At 40.9% G+C, this 21,149-nt stretch carries 14 protein-coding genes; 6 read left to right on the top strand and 8 right to left on the bottom strand.

What is annotated here, in order from left to right; all coding sequences use genetic code 11:
* Window positions 1–169 precede the first annotated feature (169 nt).
* On the top strand, window positions 170–1,522 hold the full coding sequence (locus tag BGP78_RS21435) for a TonB family protein (RefSeq protein ID WP_119863300.1): 1,353 nt from the start codon (window positions 170–172) through the stop codon (window positions 1,520–1,522).
* Here the strand turns inward: BGP78_RS21435 and BGP78_RS21430 are convergent.
* Entirely contained in the window at window positions 1,503–3,626 is a 2,124-nt protein-coding gene (locus tag BGP78_RS21430; RefSeq protein ID WP_119863299.1) for a winged helix-turn-helix domain-containing protein, read from the bottom strand. The two genes, BGP78_RS21435 and BGP78_RS21430, sit on opposite strands and share 20 nt — an antisense overlap.
* Window positions 3,627–3,765: 139 nt before the next feature.
* Between BGP78_RS21430 and BGP78_RS21425 the strand changes: the two genes are divergently transcribed.
* Window positions 3,766–6,366: a TonB-dependent receptor gene (locus BGP78_RS21425; RefSeq protein ID WP_119863298.1), complete on the top strand. Its 2,601-nt coding sequence runs from the start codon at window positions 3,766–3,768 to the stop codon at window positions 6,364–6,366.
* Between the two features lie 24 nt (window positions 6,367–6,390).
* Here the strand turns inward: BGP78_RS21425 and BGP78_RS21420 are convergent, their stop codons facing one another.
* The 6 genes from BGP78_RS21420 to BGP78_RS21395 all read right to left on the bottom strand — a co-directional run bounded on the left by BGP78_RS21420 (window position 6,391) and on the right by BGP78_RS21395 (window position 14,971).
* Window positions 6,391–7,365, bottom strand: a complete 975-nt coding sequence (locus BGP78_RS21420; protein ID WP_119863297.1) for a sensor domain-containing diguanylate cyclase — start codon at window positions 7,363–7,365, stop codon at window positions 6,391–6,393.
* A gap of 137 nt (window positions 7,366–7,502) precedes the next feature.
* Window positions 7,503–7,886, bottom strand: a complete 384-nt coding sequence (locus BGP78_RS21415; protein ID WP_119863296.1) for a hypothetical protein — start codon at window positions 7,884–7,886, stop codon at window positions 7,503–7,505.
* A gap of 6 nt (window positions 7,887–7,892) precedes the next feature.
* A complete protein-coding gene (locus BGP78_RS21410) occupies window positions 7,893–10,748 on the bottom strand; it encodes a tandem-95 repeat protein (RefSeq protein ID WP_182912357.1) in 2,856 nt (951 codons plus the stop codon).
* 315 nt (window positions 10,749–11,063) lie between these two features.
* Window positions 11,064–12,554: a trehalase family glycosidase gene (locus BGP78_RS21405; protein ID WP_119863294.1), complete on the bottom strand. Its 1,491-nt coding sequence runs from the start codon at window positions 12,552–12,554 to the stop codon at window positions 11,064–11,066.
* Window positions 12,555–12,571: 17 nt separating this feature from the next.
* Window positions 12,572–13,807, bottom strand: coding sequence for a sugar MFS transporter (locus tag BGP78_RS21400; RefSeq protein ID WP_119863359.1), 1,236 nt, complete (start codon window positions 13,805–13,807; stop codon window positions 12,572–12,574).
* Window positions 13,808–13,960: 153 nt separating this feature from the next.
* Window positions 13,961–14,971: a LacI family DNA-binding transcriptional regulator gene (locus BGP78_RS21395; protein ID WP_119863293.1), complete on the bottom strand. Its 1,011-nt coding sequence runs from the start codon at window positions 14,969–14,971 to the stop codon at window positions 13,961–13,963.
* A gap of 302 nt (window positions 14,972–15,273) precedes the next feature.
* On the opposite strand from BGP78_RS21395, the gene BGP78_RS21390 reads away from it, so the two are divergent.
* On the top strand, window positions 15,274–17,523 hold the full coding sequence (locus tag BGP78_RS21390; RefSeq protein ID WP_119863292.1) for a TonB-dependent receptor: 2,250 nt from the start codon (window positions 15,274–15,276) through the stop codon (window positions 17,521–17,523).
* Window positions 17,524–17,578: 55 nt separating this feature from the next.
* On the opposite strand, the gene BGP78_RS21385 is transcribed toward BGP78_RS21390, so the two are convergent.
* A complete protein-coding gene (locus BGP78_RS21385; protein WP_119863358.1) occupies window positions 17,579–18,034 on the bottom strand; it encodes a flavodoxin family protein in 456 nt (151 codons plus the stop codon).
* Between the two features lie 82 nt (window positions 18,035–18,116).
* Between BGP78_RS21385 and soxR the strand changes: the two genes are divergently transcribed.
* The 3 genes from soxR (at window position 18,117) to BGP78_RS21370 (ending at window position 21,032) form a co-directional block, all read left to right on the top strand.
* Window positions 18,117–18,572: a redox-sensitive transcriptional activator SoxR gene (gene soxR, locus BGP78_RS21380; protein WP_119863291.1), complete on the top strand. Its 456-nt coding sequence runs from the start codon at window positions 18,117–18,119 to the stop codon at window positions 18,570–18,572.
* 154 nt (window positions 18,573–18,726) lie between these two features.
* Window positions 18,727–20,499 carry a DUF885 domain-containing protein gene (locus BGP78_RS21375; protein ID WP_119863290.1) on the top strand — a complete coding sequence of 591 codons (1,773 nt, stop codon included), beginning with the start codon at window positions 18,727–18,729 and terminating at the stop codon, window positions 20,497–20,499.
* A 107-nt stretch (window positions 20,500–20,606) separates the two neighbouring features.
* Window positions 20,607–21,032 (top strand): cupin domain-containing protein, encoded by a 426-nt coding sequence (locus BGP78_RS21370; RefSeq protein ID WP_119863289.1) that lies wholly within the window; start codon window positions 20,607–20,609, stop codon window positions 21,030–21,032.
* Window positions 21,033–21,149 lie beyond the last annotated feature (117 nt).

The following is a 21,149-nucleotide window of genomic DNA, read 5'->3' as shown; positions in this document are numbered from 1 at the left end:
CTCCTTGCCCGGGGCCAAAGCTGATAGCCATTGCTATCAGCTTTTCTTATATAATAATCAATACTTAAAGTGGTGCTAGTATTTGTAGAATAAAACAGTACAATCAAGTTTAGGCAGGTCATCAGGATACGGCTAAGCGTATTAATCATTAACGAATTATTAAGGCACTATGAATTTCAATCGACTCATTGCCATACTTAGTATGTGCTTAGTGCTTAAGAGCCCCATCGTATTTGCCGATTTATATAGTGCTACTACTGCTTACCAAAGTAAAAATTATAAAACTGCGTTTCGTGCATTTGAACAATTAGCACAATTAGGCAATGCGGATGCGATGTATAACTTAGCCGTTATGTCTTTACATGGTCAAGGCACAGCCCCAAGTAAACCCAAAGCGTATGCTTGGTTCATGCTAGCCAGTGAGTTTGGCTTAGACGATGCACAGCAAACTGCACAGCTTGTTCTACAAAGCTATGACGATACACAAGCCATGATTGATATGTATCAAACGATGCAGAAAATTTATTCGTACGATGTGACAGCTAAATTGCTTTACCCCTCAAACACTCGTAATAAAAAAAACCAACACTCCTTAGAACGCACCTCTTATATTTCCCCCACATACCCAGATGAAGCGCGAAGACTGGGTTTGGAAGGATGGGTATGGGCTGAGTTTGATATAGACGACAGTGGCAAAGTCACTAATATTTCAATTGTAGATAGTCACCCAAAAAATACCTTTACGTTGAGTATTATCAATGCGCTACCACATTGGAAGTACCTAACATCAGCGCCTATTAGTAATCGCTCTTTGACCTATCATTTTACCACGTATAAAGGTAAGCAATATGATAAGAGCTTTCATGCCCAAAAACTAGAATATCAACGAGAGATCACCAAACATATTGATGCCGCAGAACAAGGGAATGGGCGAATACAATACTATATTTCTCAATGGCTAAGCTCCGAAGAATACAATGCCAGTAAACTTTTAAAGTATCACTGGCGAGAGCCACATGCCGACTCTGCGCTGCTATTGGCATCAGCAAAAAATAACTACCCATTGGCTCAATATAAACTTGCCACCAGCTTACTCAGTGGAAGTAATTCAGCAGAAGATCAAGATGTTGGGTTGAATTGGCTACACAAAGCAGCGGAGCAAGATTTAGCGGTTGCACAATATCGATTAGGACTCAGTTACTTACAAAAAACAGCTCAGCACTACGCACCCAATCAAGGCATAAAATGGCTTACTCGCGCAGCGACTTTACAGCACTTTAGAGCGATAATTGCACTGGTTGATGCACTAATAAACGCCCAAGTCTCTCCAGCAAAAATTATACCATGGCTAGATAAGGGTCTCTCACAAGACAGTGCACACCCAACTCTATTACTGTATAAATCCAAATTGACAAAAGAGCCATCACAAGCAAAACGCCTGGCCAATCAAGCAAGAGAAGCGGCCTTATCACGGGCGTGGTCCACAACATCTATTGATGCGTTTATTGCCTCGCTGAATTAAATCGATGCAGCACAATATCCGTTTCGATTCCATCAACCCGATTAAATAAAATATGGGAACCTAGCCAATCGGTACTTAACGAGAGTGACACACTAATATCATAAAGATAGAGCCCTATAGGTCTGATCCTAATGTTCTCTTGGCGCTGTGAATAGTAACAATACAGGTATAATTGATGCCCCTGGCGTAAAACGTAATAAATACCTTCATTGAATAGCGCCGGTGTATACAAACGTAATGAGGCCTGTAACTGTTTGGGGTCAATCTCATTTTTCGTATGCTTCAATAAATAAGACGCAACATCAGATTGAAAACTCTCAAAACTCACATTCTGTGCGGCCAACACCGGTTTATACCGTTCAAGCTTTAGTGGATCGCGCTCGATTAACCGATTATTCAGCTCATTTAATGAATACTGCCACAATTGCCATTGACCAGCAGCTTGTTTTGCTTGGTAATTAATTGAGCGGCCATCATCACTCCAATAGATGTTTCTTAATTCTTTAAAGTCTTGAATTATTGTAATGAGTTTTTTCGAGAAGAGATTGATCAGATAGACATCTCCAGCTTCGGAGACAATCAATAAGTTATCGCCTTGAGGTGAAAGAAGTAACTGATTTGGAAAAACGTTACGAGGTAACATAGTGAGTAAGTTCGCGGTATCACGTTGTCGATGCTTGATCCAAATTTCCACTTGTGTGTAACCTAGCTGTCTTTGTGGACCATAAGAAGCAAACGCAAACCAATTTCCATCTTCAGATATCTCTGCCATGATATCTAGTTTCGCAGGTGAAGAAACCGCGTTTAACTCAGCCGTTACGCTCTGTGACCTTGTATCAAAATGATAAAGACTCACCTGCGCTTCACCTTCAGAATGCGCAATATGTCCACCTTGTAAATCTACCGCAATATCAGTAATAACCCCATTTGGTTGATAAATGAGTTGTTCATCACCTTGCTGAGTTACAGACTTGAGGGCATGTTCACCAAACACATAAGAGCCAACCTCTTTATTCCAAACAGAGGGCCCTCGAGTATCATTACTTAATACTCTTTTTGTTATATTTCCCCCCTCAACACGGCCTTTAAATAAATGCTGTTTACCATTTATCAATTGTGAAAAAAGCAATTCTCCAGTCTCAGTATTAATATCTTTCAAATAGCCAATATCACGGGGTAAAAGTGTTGTATTGGAAATCCTCATTCCTGAACTTGAAAGTACCTCATGATGCTTAACTTGAATACCTGACTCTTGCCATTGCTGGGTATAGAGTGCCGTGTCTGTAGGCCAAAAAATAGGTAACGGGCCATGTGCCGGATCACACTCAAATAACGTACTTTCTGGACTTAAGCGCCACATTTCGATTGCGTTCTCAACCGAAAACACTCGTACGGTACAGCTAAATGGGTCGTATCGATAATATGCTAACCATTTTCCATCAGCAGACCATACTGGCGCTTCTTCGCTATATCCCGTACTTTTCAGATTATGAAGAGATTGGGTTTTCATATCAATCACGGATAAATCAAACTGCTCTTGGTTTTTTCCTACATGGCTGAATGCAAGGTAACGACCATTAGGAGAATATCGCAAAAACACCTCAGCTCCAGGGGAAGCTGTTAAGCGAGATTGGTAGGTATACTCTGCTGTTTGTAGCGTATCAAATATCTGGCTATTAACTAATTGCAAAGCACTCATACCTATAATAAGGCCCGCGAACAGCCAATAAATGGGCCTGTTTACTTGTGGTGCGAGTAATGTTTCGGTTAATTCAGGGGCATCACTAACATCTGCAATCAGCTGATAACCTAACCTTGGCACGGTTTTAATAAAACGCGGTTTATTTTTATTATCACCTAACGTTTTTCTTAATTGCACCACCAATTGGCTAACAGAATTATCACTCACAATAATATCAGGCCACAGCGTCGTGATTATAGTGTCTCGCGTCACTGTCTGACCAATATTATCAATCAATAAATACAGTAGCGCTAATTGCTTAACCTCTATTGTGCGCCATTCACCATGCACTTTCACACGTAAAGCATCATTGTCGAGTACGACGTCATTGACTAACAACTTATTAGGTCTATTTTGTTGCATAACGTCCTAAGTACAATGTAAAGGTATGGTTAAAAGCGTAATAAAAGAGTATGATATTTGACACTAATAATACACTGTTCATCAATAGTGAAATACATTTAACTGGATGAATCTAAGTTAATATATAAGGAGAAACAAAATGAGTCATCGTTGTTATTCAATTTTACTATTGCTCACATTTTGCTTTCCTATACAGCTATTAGCCACAGACAATAAAGTACACACCGAAAACCCTCTTGAAAAAATTCAAATTCGCGGCTTTCATGACAGCGTTGTCAAGTCACTCAATAATAAGCGATTTAGTGATCAAATAACAGATTCAATTAGCGCTCAAGAAATTGGTAAATTTCCTGATAAAAATGTGGCCGAAGCGCTGCAACGGATCACAGGGATCTCTTTATCTCGTATTCAAGGCGAAGGTGAACGCATTGGTGTTCGCGGCACCACACCCGAACAAAATAGAACCTATTTAAATGGACAATACCTCGCTTCTGCAGATTGGTGGATATCATCACAACCTAATAGAGGATTTAATTTTACGCTTCTACCCGCAGACATCGTCTCCTCTTTGGAAGTTTACAAAACACCACAAGCAGATCAAGATGAAGGTTCTTTAGGTGGTGCAATAAACATTAAAACACTCGACCCACTTTTAACTGACAACCACTTTTTAGTGCTAAACACGCAATTGCAATACAATGATTTATCAAATGAATTAGATCCTCAGCTTTCTGCAATTTTCAATTATAAAAATAGCGATGAAAACTTTGCGACGCTTTTTACCGCCACCCGATATACGAGACAATTGCGTCGCGATGGGCTTGAATCTTGGGGGTGGCATGAAAGAGATTATCAATATGATGACGCGCAAAATTTAACACCGACAAGCCAAGTAACAACCAATGCCCTTAGTAATATCTGGACCCCAGGAGGTGGCGGTTCTGCAATTTTCAAACAAGAAAGAATCTTATCAACACTATCAGCCAACATAGCCTACAAATTTAATCATCATTGGCGATTAGATACTCATTTACTTTATTCTCAACTTGATGCCGATAACAGTAATCAAAATTTTTTATGGCAACCCGCTAAAGTTTTAGATTTAGGTGGCTCAATAAGCAATGCAGTCATTAGTGACAGTACACTTGTTTATGGCCAATATAGTCAATTAAATAACGACCCATACAATACCAGTATGGAAGCTATTTGGCGTGATTCTCAGATAGATACCCAGAGTATTCATTTTGATTTACTCTACTCAGGCCCTATTTGGCAAGTTCAATACCAATTAGGACAAAGCCAAGCCCAAGGTGGCACCAGTGAAGATTTTACTTCACAATTCTCCGCCAATACGACGTTTAGCGTAGATACCCGTGTACAAAAAAATATTCTCGCACACTATGACACATCACCTCTTGAAGCATCACAGTGGTTTTTAACTGAAGCGAGAAAAGACGCTCAGCAAGGCGAAGATAAAGCTTACTTCGCACAAGTAGATGTCAATTACCAAATTGACCACCCAATGATATCAAGTATAAAAGTAGGCTTAAAATATAGAAATCATCAACGAGATTTTCGCCGCCTTCGCTCCTTAAATGGTTCGACTGACGGCCTAGCGGGTGAGTTAAATACCACACTTGCAGATTACCCAAGTCAATTTGTCGACAATTACCTCGAAAATATAGGAAATAACCAAACACTCAAGCTATACAGTTTGGTAAATATTGCTCTATTACAGCAGGATTTTAACTCGCTTAATTTTGTTCAGCATGTTGAACAAGCAAGTCGTTTCAATATAAAAGAGCGTTCGCTCGCGGGCTATTTTAAACTCTCGTTTGACGATGACTTTTATAGAATAAACCTGGGGCTAAGGGCTGTATCCACTTGGCAAGATGCCAAAGCCTTACAACAACCCGCGAGCAATAGTTCATCAACGGACTTTATCTGGATAAATGATAAAAAATCCTATGTTGACCTGCTTCCTAGTGCAAATATAAATATTGAATTAACCCCAGATCTGGTGTCACGGTTTTCAGTTGCACGGGTGATGTCTCGTGCCCAGTTTAATCACCTGATGCCCTCAACAAATTATAATGTAACTCAATCTCAAGGCCAGGGTGGAAACCCTAATTTAGACCCTTACCGGGCAACTCAATTTGACGCCAGTTTAGAATGGTATTTCCAAGATGGTGGATTAATATCTGCCGCACTATTTAACAAAGATGTGACATCATTCATTGAGTTTAAACGTGCACTTGAACGCCATGAAGATAGGTTAATGTCCATCGACCGACCTATAAATGGCAGTGGCGGCAGTGTAAGAGGGTTAGAGCTTAGTTACCAGCAACATCTCGCTTATGGGTTTGGCGTGATCGCAAACTATACTTACGTTGATGGGAACAGAGTGTCTCAAACCTCTTTGCAAAATAACCTTGTTCCCGGTACATCTAAACACAGCTATAACATCACCGCCTACTATGAAAACCATTGGCTAAGTACACGACTAGCCTACAACTATAGAACAGAGTTTGCCACCGGTGTAGGTGAAATTATTACCGATGACTATGGTCAGCTTGATGGCAATATTACCGTATCTCTGTCATCGCAATTAAAAGTCACATTTGACTTTATCAACCTGTCAGATGAAATATCGTATAGCTATGAAAGAAACCAATATGCGCCAACAGGTATTTATAGTAACGGGCGACGTTTTTACTTAGGGCTTAGGTACCAATTGTAGAGTGATCTTGATAACAAGGTCTGACTAAGCCCGCTTTTTTGCTTGCTTGTTGGCATACATTACGTTGTCACTTAGCTGCACCATTTTTTCAAGGGGTACTTCATCAATAGGGTCATAAATACCATACCCAACGCTGACACTCACTTCGTGCTGATAAGATAGCTTCTCCAACGCAGCATCATATTTATCAATTAGACGTCGACACCATTGCGATACAAACTCCTCGCTTGAAGATAACAGCATCACAACGAACTCATCCCCTCCCACTCTGGCTCTTATGTCTGCATCCCGTGTCACTGATTTTAAGACTTTAGCTAATTCAACAATACACAAGTCGCCACTATGATGACCATATTCATCATTCATTTGTTTTAAATTATCAATATCTAAATACACAATGGCCACATGTTGCATAAATCGATGTGCATCTTTTATTCTCTGTTGGCCTAACACATTCAACCCACGTAAATTATGTAACCCTGTTAGCTGATCTTCCAATGCGAGTGACTTAACCACTTCATAATCGACTATTCTCTGTAAATCACCTTCAATTAATGACTTGAACTGCGATAATAGCTGCACCAAAATATCTGGGTAATCCGTCTTTTTTGTATCAATAACGCATATGGAGCCAAATAGCTCCCCATCAGGCCAAAACAGTGGAAAGCCTAAATATGAGCGTACAGGCCCTTCACTGACAGGTTGAACTTGACACCACATTTCATGATTAACCGCATCTTTCACATACAGTGACTGCTTGGTTTCCATCATATGCCGACAAAAACTGCGCATCTCCCAAGGCCAATTACTATTTTGCGTTAAGAAGTTGTCATCATTCGAGCTGGTCGCCACAACATTAAACTCGTTCTCTCTGAATTGCACTATCGTGCCACTCGCTGCGTTATAAAGCTCAGCTAATGTATTTACTAATTGTTGCCACTTCTGACAATCAAAAAATGGATGGGGGGATTTCACAAAGCAGCTTTTAATGTCGACCATATAATTACCTCAATCGTTCATGTAACTATAGACAGTTTTGATAGTAACGCGTTGCTCAGTAAATATATTATGTGTAAATAAAAGGCCAAATAAAATAGATTTGACCTTTATGACACTTCTTACTTTTTAACTAAACCTTACTTTAAGCACTTCGGTGCCATTGCCATATTAAACTTAGCCGCAAACTGCTGTTGAGCAGCCTGTAGCGCTTTCCCTTGCTTATCGTTGACTATATCTGACGAGCTTGCTAACAGCCATGTTACACAATTATCTTGTAGCGTAAGCGGCTTACGAGCCATACCAATTTTAGGGTAGAAATACCCTCGTCTACTTAAAGCAATTAGGCCTAAAGACTGCTGTTGTTGGTGTAATGACAAGACCTCGTCGACATTGTGCTCACTAAACCATATCAAAGGCCTATTTTCATTGACCAGTTCAGGAACAATGTTTTTATCAGCAGGTCCGCTCGCGGCGCACCCTGCTAATAAACACATATAAAAAGGTAATGTATATTTAAACATATCTTATCACCTCATAGACCTTAAGCGTCGTAAAGCCACTAACATATATAGCAACCAAACAAACGAGAGTGTTCCACTGCTGCCGCTATCATCACCGGTAGAAGGCTCAGTAGGTGTTGTTGGTGTCGTGGGGTTAGTGGGAGTTACACTCATTTGTGTAACTTCAATAGTAACCTCTCCCATAGCTGACCCTCCATTGCCATCAACTACTTCATACGTAAATTGCTCTTGCCCAGTAAATTCAGCACTTGCAACATACTCCAGCATATTGTTACTTATGGTGACAGTTCCGGTGCCAGAGTACTCAACTGAGTTAATTGTTAACTCAGTACTATCAATATCCGTATCATTACTCAACACGTTTAATTGTAGAGTTTCACCTTGCACTACAGATCCAGTATCAGCAGCAGCAATCGGCGCGTCATTTACAGCAATCACGGTTATTTGTGCACTAAAGTTGTCTAACGCCCCCGTATCGTCAGCTACCGAAATAGGCACTGTAAGTGAACCATTATAGTTAGCCGTAGGCATTAGAGTTAAACCATCAAGCGTATAATTATCTCCCCCCTGTGCTGTTAAAGTGAGTACTGAACTGTCTACGTCGGTGATTAAAAACTGACTTAAAGCCAGCGTCATAGGCATATCTTCATTAACAGAGATACTCTGCTGTCCTAAAATAGAAGGTGCATCATTTACGGGGGCAACCGTTATCTTCGCCAAAAATGCAACGCTTGTATTACTGCCATCGCTCACTTTGACAGGGACGGTTAGCTCACCAAAGAAATTTGCACTCGGTGTCACAGTTTCACCATTGATGGTGTAATTACTGCCCGCAGATAAACTCACCGTTAAGGTCGCATCGGCCTGCTCATTAACCACTGTGAACATTGCCGGCGTTATCAACAAGCTTGAGTCTTCATTCATACTCAGTGTTTGTTGGCCCGTTATTGAAATAATATTACCTAACTGGAACTCCTGAGATAGTGCATAAAACACCCCAGAACTACATTTTATCATGATCCGTGCTTTACCATCTGCGCTACCTGCAAGGTTAACAGTTTCAGCACCATCATTAGGCGTATTAGATAAAAGCACTTGGTCAAATGATGTACTACTTGTAGATTGCATTATATCAACATTGTCACACGATACGGGGGCCTGATCTGTACTTGCAACATTCCATGTTACATTCACTGAGCTGCTGTCATTCAGCTGTGTCGCAGACGTGGGAGCCGTAACAGAAAACGGCCCAGCCGATGTCGTGGAAGTCACCGTCATTGCATCATAATTGACACCACCTTCACCATCTCTGACCACCAAGCGAAAATTCATTACCCGATTCGTTGTAGGATAGGCTTCACCTTTTGCCGTTGTGTTCGCTAACACATCTTCTAATCTAGGAAAATAACGCACAGCCCCAGCACTTGGTAAATAAGGTCTAAATAATGGCCCTTCACCGTTATCAATTAGCTGATCCGCTCCAGCCGTAGTGGCACCTAAATCCATTTGTTCCCAAGCATAACTCAATGTGTTGGCGCTATTTTGATCCGTCGCCGAGCCCGTTAGTACAAAGGGCGTATTTATTGGGATTGTATGATCGGCATTCGCATTTGCAATAGGCGCATTATTACCTATATTCGTTGGCGTACCACAGGTTGAGCCAGATCCTGTTGTAACATGTGTATTCATCTCATCGATACTATGAGAGTGGAACATCGCAATGGAATTTTGCGCTAAATTATCATCACCACAGATACCTGCGTAACTCATGATTGTAACACCACTGCCCGGTTCATATGCCGCAGAACTTTCTTGCGTATTACACGAACCACTTGAGCCATTGTAAGTGTGATTCGCACCAAATTGATGCCCTATTTCATGTGCGACATAATCAACGTCATACGCATCGCCTTGTGGGGTTGATATCCCCGTCATTCCCCATGCCTTTGCGCTTTGTGAACAGACAACACCTAACCCAGCTAGGCCAGCTCCAGAGGTTGCCATCAAATGCCCCACATCGTAATTATCAGTGCCAATTAATGTATCTATTTGAGTCTGTACAATGCCTAAAGTGTCGTCTGCATTACCATTGTCGTAAGGGTCATTCGCTTCAAAAATGAGCGTGTCATTATTTGCGATCAATTCTAACTTAACGGCTAAATCCGTTTTAAAAACCTCGTTAACCCGATTGATAGTCGTCACGATACCATTCATTGCTCCCACTTTGCCGCCAAAGAAGCTGGTATATTCATCACTGGTGGTTACAGCTAGTCGATAAGTCACAAAATCAACGTTTCCACCATTCGCTATCAAAGGGCCTCGAGACTCTTTATTCTTTGCCGATAACTGTGCTACGTCTGGTTTAAGTACTTTATCTTGCCACGCTTGTTGCTTTATCGTTTTCTTATAGAGCTTTACTACACCACTGTCTATTGTGTCTAAGTAAACGCGTTCACCATTAACAACGTACATTCCATGCACACCATTTGGTCCTATATCAAATCGACCAGTATTATTTTCGTTGTCTACTTGCCTTACCTCAAAACTCCGAATCGAAGGGAATTTACGCTGTAAGCCTATTGCCATAATCGAATCATGCAATATCGTGAACTGCTTAAACTGACCACTCAATGAAGGCAAAGAGATCTGTTTTATTTGATCATTTAAAGCAACGGACATTAAATCTTTTTGTACTTTTTCAGCATCTAAAGTAAATAGAAGCTCATTGTCTACAACATTCACAGCACCTTTATTAACAACAGTATTCATAGGTTGCCAAGACCAATCGTTACTCTCACTGGCGTAAGCACTTGATATACTGGCACACACTGTTAGTAAACTATACGCAATTAACTTCATCATTGACTCCGAAATGACATTTGACTTTAACAGTATAGAAGCACATAGATGAATTGCTGGGCGTTTAACCAAAACCATTTAATTCAGACCAAGCTCAGTTACCAAAATACGGGCTCTGTTACAGTCAAATACGATAAGATGATATTTTAAAACAAGCGTGACATGAGTGAAGTTATATTTCAATTAATTCATAAACTTATACTTATAAAACACAAAGTAATGAAAATAAATAAACAGAGTGAAACGATAAAGAAAAAGTATTGCAACGAATAGAAACTTAAAGTTTACATGGGTGTTCTACTACCACCCATATCATCATTACTTGGATAAATTATAAAAGCGACTCGTTACGCCATTAGTCCAGCCAAATCCCTGTTGTACTTGATATTCTCCACCACCTGCGGTTTGGTTTGGTGAGACTACATTGTACTTTTCTAATAAACACCCACGGCTCTTAAAGTCCATTTCAATCATTGTGATCCAACGAAGCCTTATCTTATCAGCGAGCGCGTTATGACCATAATCAAGCAGGCCTTTGACGGCAAACCACTGTTGTGGAGCCCAGCCATTAGGACTATCCCATTGTTCTTCGGTTTCACTTAAACAACTAACAAGCCCGCCTTCTTTTAAAAAGTCACTCGCTAAACGATCTGCAATATATTTTGCTTGAGTAGCATCACAAATCCCCGTAAAAAGAGGCACACAAGATGCTAAGCTCAATACAGGACTCAACTGTCCACAAGGCAAATCAAAATCAAAGTAAAACTTCGATGTGTCACACCACAGTAATTCATTAATGGCTAATTTTCGCTGTAGCGCACGCATTTCAAACTCAGCACTCAAATTACGTTCACCTAATGCTGAACAACACGTGCTGATCATCGTTTCTAATTTATAAAGCAAACAATTTAAGTCGATCGGAATTCGATTAGTCGTGTTAATTGTTGATAGATTTACGCCATCATCAAGCCAGCGCGCACTAAAATCCCACCCAGACTCACATGCAGCACGAATATTACGATAAAAATGACCTTTTTCAGGTTCACTCAACTGTGCCGCTAACTGAACGTCTTCTTTATACGATTCAGGCCTTGGTGTTGCATTGTCATCCCAAAAGCGATTCAATATCACCGCCTCATTAACGCGTACAACGCGTTTGTGCGAGGTGTATTTTGCATTCAATAATGCTTCACCTCTGTGCCAAAAATCGTGTTCAGCTTTCATCGCATTGGTCACTTTTAGCAGCCAATCATGATCCTGTTTTTTATAAGGTAATAACATCTCGACCATTAACGACAAAACAGGGGGCTGAGACCGGCTAGTGTAGTAAAGTCGATTACCATTAGGGACACAATCAAATCGCGCTATTAGGTCAATAAAATTATCGACCATCGCCTCTATTTGCTCAATATCGCCTCTATCTTCTAAACCTAAAGCGGTAAAATAGCTGTCCCAGTAGTATATTTCGTTAAAACGTCCACCAGGCACAATGTAACTATGCGGTAACGCCAGTAAAGAGCCTTCATCCTGCGTCATTGCTGGGCGCTGTAAACGTGTCCACAGTGCTGTAATATAATCCTGAACAGACTCAATACCATGTAGCTCATCAAGCTCGCAGTTGGCTGCAAAACTAAATTGAGATGCAATAAAACGTGTTAATTCAGCCTTGTTCTTTGGTTTACATGCTAAATAACCCTCTTCTGCATGCTGCCAACTGACATTCGGTATCGCATCAGCAAATGTTTTACTGTCTTTAAATAAGGCACTTTTTTGAACATCGATAAACAACGTACTACATTCGAATTTCATCAGGTATTTAACTCTTATTAGATTGAAGCTGTGGTGTGCGCTATGCGCCTTTTAAATAAAGCCACCGTTGCAAATAACATCGCAATGGGAAGTAATGCACTATAAAACGCATGCTGCCCTGTGAAATTGTCAAACATATATCCTGTGATCAATGACCCTGAAGTGCCTCCTAGCGCTGAAAAAACCACAATCAAGCCCGTCATCGCCGCATGTTTCGAGGTGGGTAAACTACTCAGTATTACCGAGTTCAGCAAAGGGTAAATTGGCGCCATAAACAATCCAATTAATGGCATTAAATAGGCTGCCATAGGCGCTTCAAAAACAGATGAAACTGGCATTGCTATGAGGTTTTGAGTAAGGGGTAATGTCAATAAGATAAGCACAGCCATACACACTAAGCTTATATTGAGTAAGACATACCAACTGATCACCTTGAGCACCTGACCGGCCAATAATCGCCCCAATGCTAAGCAAGCGGCGAAAATACTCGTGAGCTGCACACTAACATCTACTGGTAAGTGCAATATTTGATTGTTAAAAGTGGGAAGCCAAGTCCCTACGCCCTGCTCAATAACGACGTACAAAAATGCAGATATCACAAATATAAGAACCAACGGCTGATAAGCCAATTTCAACATATCAATAAATGCTTTTATAAAAGGTACGTGATTGTCAGTTTGCTCAGGCTTGATCGGTGCTAAAGTCACACAAAGCACACATAGCCCAGTCAAAGCTGCCAATAAATAATATACATTGAGCCAAGCGTTACTGCCCACTGATGAGGGCTCTGAAATAAAGTAGCTAAAAATCCAATAGCCACTTAATACCCCCACCATGAAAATACCTTCAATGGTGTTAAGTAACGCAGAGTGTGCAGAAGTAGAATCGCTTAACTGGCCTATGAGTGCATACACACTCACTTTTACAACGGCAAACGCACACCCAACCACAGCAAACAACAATTTAAACGCATAAAACTCTCCCAATGATGGGATCAGTAAACACACACTCATCACACAAGATAACGCGAGTAATAAAGCAAGCTTAAAGCCTACTCGGGGGAGCACAGATGCAACTAAAAAAGACACCAGAGCGATGGACAAATCTTTAAACCCTTCAAGGCTTGCCGCTTCAACCTTGCTAATCGAAAAACTATTTATCGATTGCAAAATAACGGTACCCACGCTGTTAAGCAGCACGGCAAATAAAAAGTAGCACATCGCTATTGCAACGATGATCCGAGTTCGCTGCATCGACTGATAACGTTCTGTTAGTTCACCGGAGTTAGGTGCGTCCATATGAGGCCCATGACGAGTTATTATTGATATTTAGTCTAGCGGCATTAAAAACACTTTGCAAACGTTTGCAATTGCAGTGGGCACTATTTGCCACTACAGCTCTATCAATTACTGACTCGATTGCCTGCAAACGAGTTCAATTTCAACCTCTTGAGACATACACTCTTCGCCGTTTAATTGGTTCAGTAACTTATCTACCAGTAATTTAGCCGCTTCCCGGGTGTTCTGTTTAACGCTAGACAGCGAAGGGTGTGATATATCTGCCATTGCGATATCATCAAAACCAACAATACGAACATCATTTGGGACACTGACATAACGCTCTTTCAGTGCCTTTAATGCCCCTAAAGCCACCATATCACTACACGCTACAATCCCATCGAAATTTAATCCTTCGCCTCTGAGTAGGTTATTAATAGCGGTATAAGCTGCTTGGCTAGTAATATCAATTTTTAGTAGCTTAGCGGCTCCTTTTGCTTGATGTGCTTCGAGCGCATTGTTAAAACCTCTATACCGCTCCCCTATTTCAGCATGCCCTGAATCACCTAAAAACAGTAACTTAGACGCACCTTGCTCTAATAGATGCATGGTAGCTTGATAACCACCAACATAATTGTTACTCCCAACGATGGGATAATTGCTGGGGGTTTTTGGATCGCCCCACACCACCAATGGCGCCCCATTTTTGGCTGCAGTATCAATGTTTTTTTGCTGCTTACCTTGGCCAACCACAATCAAGCCATCAGCACGTCGACCATCAATAAAATAGCCATGCCAGTCATCGCCTGCCATATAAGAATTCGACAAAAGTAATTCATAGCCGCGCCTGTTGACCGCTTGGTTTATATCGCTAACAACTTTGAGTAAAAACGGATCGTCAATTGACTGTTCTGTGTGTGCATCTAAATTAATGATCACGGCTATCACGTTGGTTTTTTGCAGCCTCAAACGACTCGCTGCGGTATTCAAGCTAAAATTATATTTTTTAGCTAACAATTGCACATGCTCTCGTGTTTGTTGCTTGATCACTGGGTTATTATTCAGCGCTCTTGATGCGGTAGAGGTTGATACGCCCGCTAATTTAGCGAGGTCAGCCAACTTTAACTTTTTTTGTTCCATTTATTAAACGCCTTACAACATAAACCATTCAAAACTTAACAAGCTTTTTAAAAACAAGGTATTAATATAATGCACCATGTTACCATTCGTCGAGTATACCGTAAAAATCAAACCAAGCTTGATCACTATTAACCCCTTCGACTACAAAAAAATCACAAATAAATTGCAAACGTTTGCAAAAACATCTATTTTATTTTCAGCGCCTGTGCAACCTTCATACTTTTAGACTATAAAATGAGTTTAAAAGCGAAGTTGGCGCACCATAATAACGATGAACCATATGACAACTAAGGGGTAATCCCATGCGCAAATCAAGCCAGTTAACTGTGATTGCAGCCGCGATATCGGCTATGTTCAGTAACACTTCTGTCGCTCAAGAAAGTACCAAAGGCACCAAAAAAATAGAAACGATCATAGTCTCAGGTACACCTGGTGGTCGAGGGATAAGTAAAGCCGATGCTAGCTTCGCAGTCACGAATATTGACGCGGTTCATATAGAAAAGCTGTCGCCAAAAAGTACTGCAGATTTACTCAAATCAGTCCCTGGCGTATGGGTTGAGAGCTCGGGCGGTGAATCTGGCGCAAATGTTTTTGTGCGCGGTTTTCCTGGTGGTGGTGATGCCCCGTTTTTAACCGTTAGCTTACAAGGTTCTCCCGTCTACCCGGCTCCCACTTTGTCTTTTTTAGAAAACTCTTCGATTTTTCGTCTAGATGAAACAATCAGCACAATGGAAGCCTTGCGTGGCGGTCCAAACCCCGTTGTATCAAATGGGCAGCCAGGCCTAACAACTAATTTCCACCTAAAACGCGGCTCATCAGATACTGAGGGAACATTCAAATACACCACCAGTGATTATGGCTTGCAGCGAATAGACACGGTATTAAGTGGTGAACTCAGCGACGACTTGTATTACATGGTCGGTGGATATATTAAACGGTCTTCAGGTATTAGAGATGCTGAATTTACGTCAGAACGAGGCCAACAATTTACTATTAATCTGACCAAAGAGCTTGATAATGGTGAGATCAATATTTATACCCGACAAACTGATGATACCGGTGCTTGGTACCTGCCAACACCATTGGGGATTGACGGCGTTGATGCAAGTTATACACAACTTGGCACCTTAAATCGACAAGCAACCATCTATGCTGGTGCGAGTGCACATGAAATGCAAGTAGATTTGGGTGAAGGGAGAGGCTGGAAGGGGCATGTCTCTGGCGGTAGCATAAAATTAGAACTGGATAATGGTTGGCAGTTCATTGACCGATTCAGTTTAACAAAAGGCGATGCGAACACACATGGCTTAGTCCCGTCAGGTTCTGCCACGATATTAAGTGACATTGCAGATAACGGTGAAAACGCAAAAGGCGCAGTGACTGGCACTCTCTATTCAGGTGATACCCCAGTACAACAACTCGGCCGCTGGGTTGTGTTTAAAGACATCGAGTCTTTTACCAATGATTTAGCATTCAGTAAATCATTCTCTCAGATTGATAGCGCATTTGGTTTGTATACCGCCACCACATCCGCGCAAGATTGGTGGAGCTTGGGTAATACGGCTTATCATGTTCTTAAACCAGGGGGTGAAATGCTTGATGATGTTGCATGTAACCGCAGTCTTGCTGGATGTGATTGGAACTATGATATCAACAGCACCGGCGATGCTAAAACAATCGCGCTTTATACCACCCAAACCTATCACTTTAGTGAGGCACTGACCTTTGATTTAGGCTTGCGTAATGAAAATCATCAAGTTGACTACTCTGTTGATGAAGGGTTAGATAGCATCATTAATAAGTTTGTGACATATGATGAGCGAAAAACGTCATGGACGTTGGGTGCAAACCAAAAACTAAGTCAAACCACGGGGATATTTGCTCGTGTCAATAAAGGCTACAAAATGCCTTATTTCGATGACTTCAGAGACAACTATGGTACCTACCAAGCCGGAGAGTCACTGATAAAAGAAGTTTCTCAGCTCGAAATCGGCTATAAATATATGTCACAGAACACCGACTTTTTTGCCACCGTATTTGCCAATGAAGTCAAAGGTGATACCTTCGTTCGACAGCCAGGTACTCCCGCGGAAATTCTGACCAATGAAGCACTAGGCATTGAACTTGATTATACTTATAACCATCAATCGGGTTTATCAGTTAATTTAAATGCCACTTGGCAAGATGCTGAAATTACTCAAAGCCCAACGAACCAAGGCAATGACAGTCAAAGGCAACCTAATTGGCAGCTACGCATTATGCCAAGTTATGAATTTGAAATTGCAGATATGTTTGCCACCGCATACGGTACACTGTCAGCGGTAGACGATCGATTCGGTAATAACGAAAATACAGTGGTACTTGAAGGTTATAGCAAAATTGATCTAGGTCTTATGATTGAAGCAACAGAGCACGTTAAGTTTCAATTATCTGTTGATAATCTAACCGACAAACAAGGGATCACGGAAGGGGATCCCCGTAATGCCGATGCGCCGAATGGCCGCTATATCATGCCGCGCAGCGTTAAATTTAGCGTCAGATATAACTTTTAATCAATAAAACCAGGGCCTCACTCGTAGGCCCTGATTATATTTATAAGTCTCTTGCTCAGTAAGCTTGTGGGTAGTGAAAGTGCTTTTGCTCTTTAACTTGCATCCCCAAATATTCACACGTCTTTATCAACATAGCCACCATAGGCTCAGGCGCTGTGTCGCTTATTGAATTAGTATGAATTGAAAAAGCTTTGCCCCGCAACCTCCTTAGCACAGGGTGTAATGATTTATCATCCATATATTCCGAGATCCTATCAAAGAATGCTTTCATTCTCGGCGTAACCGCATACCAATACACGGGAGAAGCAAACACAATATGATCATACTCAAGTATCTCTAAAAATAGACCTCTAAAGTCATCATCGGTGTGCCGATGCTCATAAGTGTAATCATGAATAATAAAGTCATCTAAATACAGAGAGTCTGCACCAGACTGAGCTATATATTTTTTACAAGCATCAGCCGTATTACCCTGCTTATTGGAGCTGGAATATACAACAATTGTTTTCATATTTTTCCTTATTTGCATTAAAGTAACACCCATGCTAAAACCTAAAGATAGGTTGAGGTAAAGTAATTTAAAGGAATACTAGATGGAAAAAAAACCACTACAAGATGCCAACTTAGCTGTTGGGTATGTTGCTAAAAGAAGTGATGTGAACGTTTCTACCTTGCATTTTTACGAAACAAAAGGGCTGATCCGAAGCTGGCGAAATGATGGTAACCAAAGACGCTATAAACCAGATGTATTAAGGCGTATTGCCGTCATTAAAGCCGCTCAAAAAATGGGCGTAACGCTTGAAGAAATCAAACTAACACTCGATACTTTACCGCAAAGCCGAACACCCAATAAAAATGACTGGGCCAGGCTATCAACCCAATGGCAAGCGCAATTGGATGAAAAAATTGCGTATATGCAAAGGCTCAGGGCTAGGGTTGAAGGATGTATCGGCTGTGGGTGCTTATCTATGTCTAGTTGCCCATTATATAACCCCAACGACATCCTAGGCGAAGCACACTCTGGAGCCGTCTTATTAGAAAAAGATTAACTCAGCTTCGTCTTCGCCCTTAGCATTTTATATCAAGCCTGCATAACAACAGTAGACAAAAAACAGTCTTTACTCCACGGTTTGTATTGGCTACATGATATGTGTCGCGATCCTTGGTACTATTACTGTATCGATTTTTGGAAAAAAGAACCCCATGAAAAAAACTACGCTTAGTTTGGCTTTATTCGCCGCGTTAGGTTTAACCGCCTGTAATTCAGATAACCAAAGCACACACACCTCAGTTCCTGTGAGTGCTTCTATCAATCAAAGCTTCGAGACATTCTCTAACGCGTTTATTTCGCAATATTGGGCGCATTATCCTGAAGCCTCTAGCTACGCAGGTTATGGCAAATATGATGACATAATCACCATTCCCAATGCGCAAACTCGCACGAAGAATAACGCATTTGTTACAGCTCAACTGGCAACACTTCATAAGTTTGACGTAAACACCTTAACGGCTAATCAAAAAACCGATTATTACCTCATCGAAAATCGGTTAAAATTAAGCTTGTGGCATAACAATACTTTTAAAAGCTGGCAGTGGAATCCATCGAACTACAATGTATCAGGTGGCTTTGCATTATTACTAAATAATCGCTTTAAAAGCACCGATGAAAAGCTGACACTAGTATTAAACCGCTTGAAGTTTGTGCCTGAGTATTATCAAGCAGCACAAAACAACATTGAAAACCCTACCCTTGAGTTTACGCAATTAGCGATTCAGCAAAACAAAGGGGCATTTAGTGTATTAAAGGACGACTTACTAGAGACAGTGAGTAACTCTCAGTTATCACCAGAAGAAAAAGCATTATTCAAATCTCGCTTTGCGGATGCAAAAACAGCCATTCACGGCTACGTGGACTTTTTAACACAGCTTGAGAAAGAGTTAAGTGATAATAATTCAGCACGCTCTTTTAGAATTGGTGAAGCATTATATGAGCAAAAATTTGCATTTGATATTCAATCTGGATATACCGCCAAACAAATGTATCACAAAGCCCTTGCAGATAAAGAGCGCGTTACGGGTGAAATGGTTAAGCTGACCAATCAGCTATGGCCGAAGTACTTTCCAAATACAGAAAAGCCAAGCAATAGCCGAGATGCTATATCTCAGTTAATAAAGCATCTGTCAGTTAAGCATGTGGCTAAAGAAGAGTTTGTTGACGAAATATCTAAACAAATACCTGCACTGGAAGCATTTGTTAAAGAAAAAGACTTGATCACCCTAGATGCTGATAAACCGCTTGTGGTAAGAAAAACACCTGAATATATGCGTGGTTATGCAATGGCATCAATTAACTCACCTGGCCCGTATGAAAGCAAGGGCAATACGTTTTATAATGTAGAGCCTATGAGTGACATGGATGACGCAACCGCAAGCTCTTTCCTACGTGAATATAATCACTGGATTTTACAAATATTAAATATTCACGAAGCAATCCCAGGTCATTACACACAATTGGTATACGCAAACAAGTCTCCTTCTTTAATAAAAAGCTTGTTTAGTAATGGCGCAATGGTCGAAGGTTGGGCAGTATACACTGAGCGTATGATGCTGGAAGAGGGCTATGGAGATTTTGAACCCGAAATGTGGCTTATGTATTATAAATGGAACTTACGTGTTATCTGTAACACCATTTTAGACTACGCGATTCATGTTGAAGGTTTGAGTAAAGAAGGTGGATTAGATCTCCTAATGAACGGTGCATTTCAAGAAAAAGCGGAAGCCCAAGGTAAGTGGCGCAGAGCCACTCTGAGTCAAGTACAGTTAACCAGTTATTACAGTGGCTACCGTGAAATTTACGACTTGCGTGAAGCACAAAAAGAAAAGCTGGGTAGCGATTTTGATTTAAAAGCCTTCCATGAAGAGTTTTTAAGCTTTGGTAGCGCACCCGTAAAATATATCAATGAACTAATGAACTAACATTTATATAAATCAAGCCACAAGTCTTTACTAGTCAATGTCTTGTGGCTTTTTATAAAATATGTCACTTTAATCACATCAGTACAACCATACTCAAAAGGGTAACAATGAGATATTTAACAACCCAGCTCATATTACTAATTATGGCGCTTTGTGTAAGCCCCGCAAGCGCGGATGATAAAGCCGCAGTGACAGTTCAAACCGTTGTAAAAACAACTAAAAGTTGGAATGGCGAGACGCTTCCTCACTATCCAAAAGGCCAGCCTGAAATAACGATTTTAAAAATAACCATACCAGCTGGCGTGAAAATACCTTGGCATGAACATCCTATTATTAATGCAGGTGTCCTCACTAAAGGGTCGCTTAAAGTGGTTACAAAAAATGGAAAAACACTCAATATGGTCGCAGGCGACCCCATCACCGAAGTGATAAACACATGGCATTATGGTATCAATCCCGGCAGCGAAGCGGCTGAAATCATCGTTTTTTACGCAGGAATAGAAAATCAGCCAATCACCGTCAAAAAGCCATAACACAGCCAAAATTCATAATATAGGCTAGTACTATTGCGCTCATATCAGCCTTATCGCTGCTTTAAGTGATTTTTGGTATAAATTCAGATCCCAGTCAGGTTAGCACACTATAATCCC

Source organism: Pseudoalteromonas sp. MSK9-3, assembly GCF_003590335.1.
Lineage (GTDB): Bacteria > Pseudomonadota > Gammaproteobacteria > Enterobacterales > Alteromonadaceae > Pseudoalteromonas.
The sequence above is the reverse complement of the archived record's forward strand: the minus strand, read 5'-3'. Positions and strand labels throughout refer to the sequence as shown.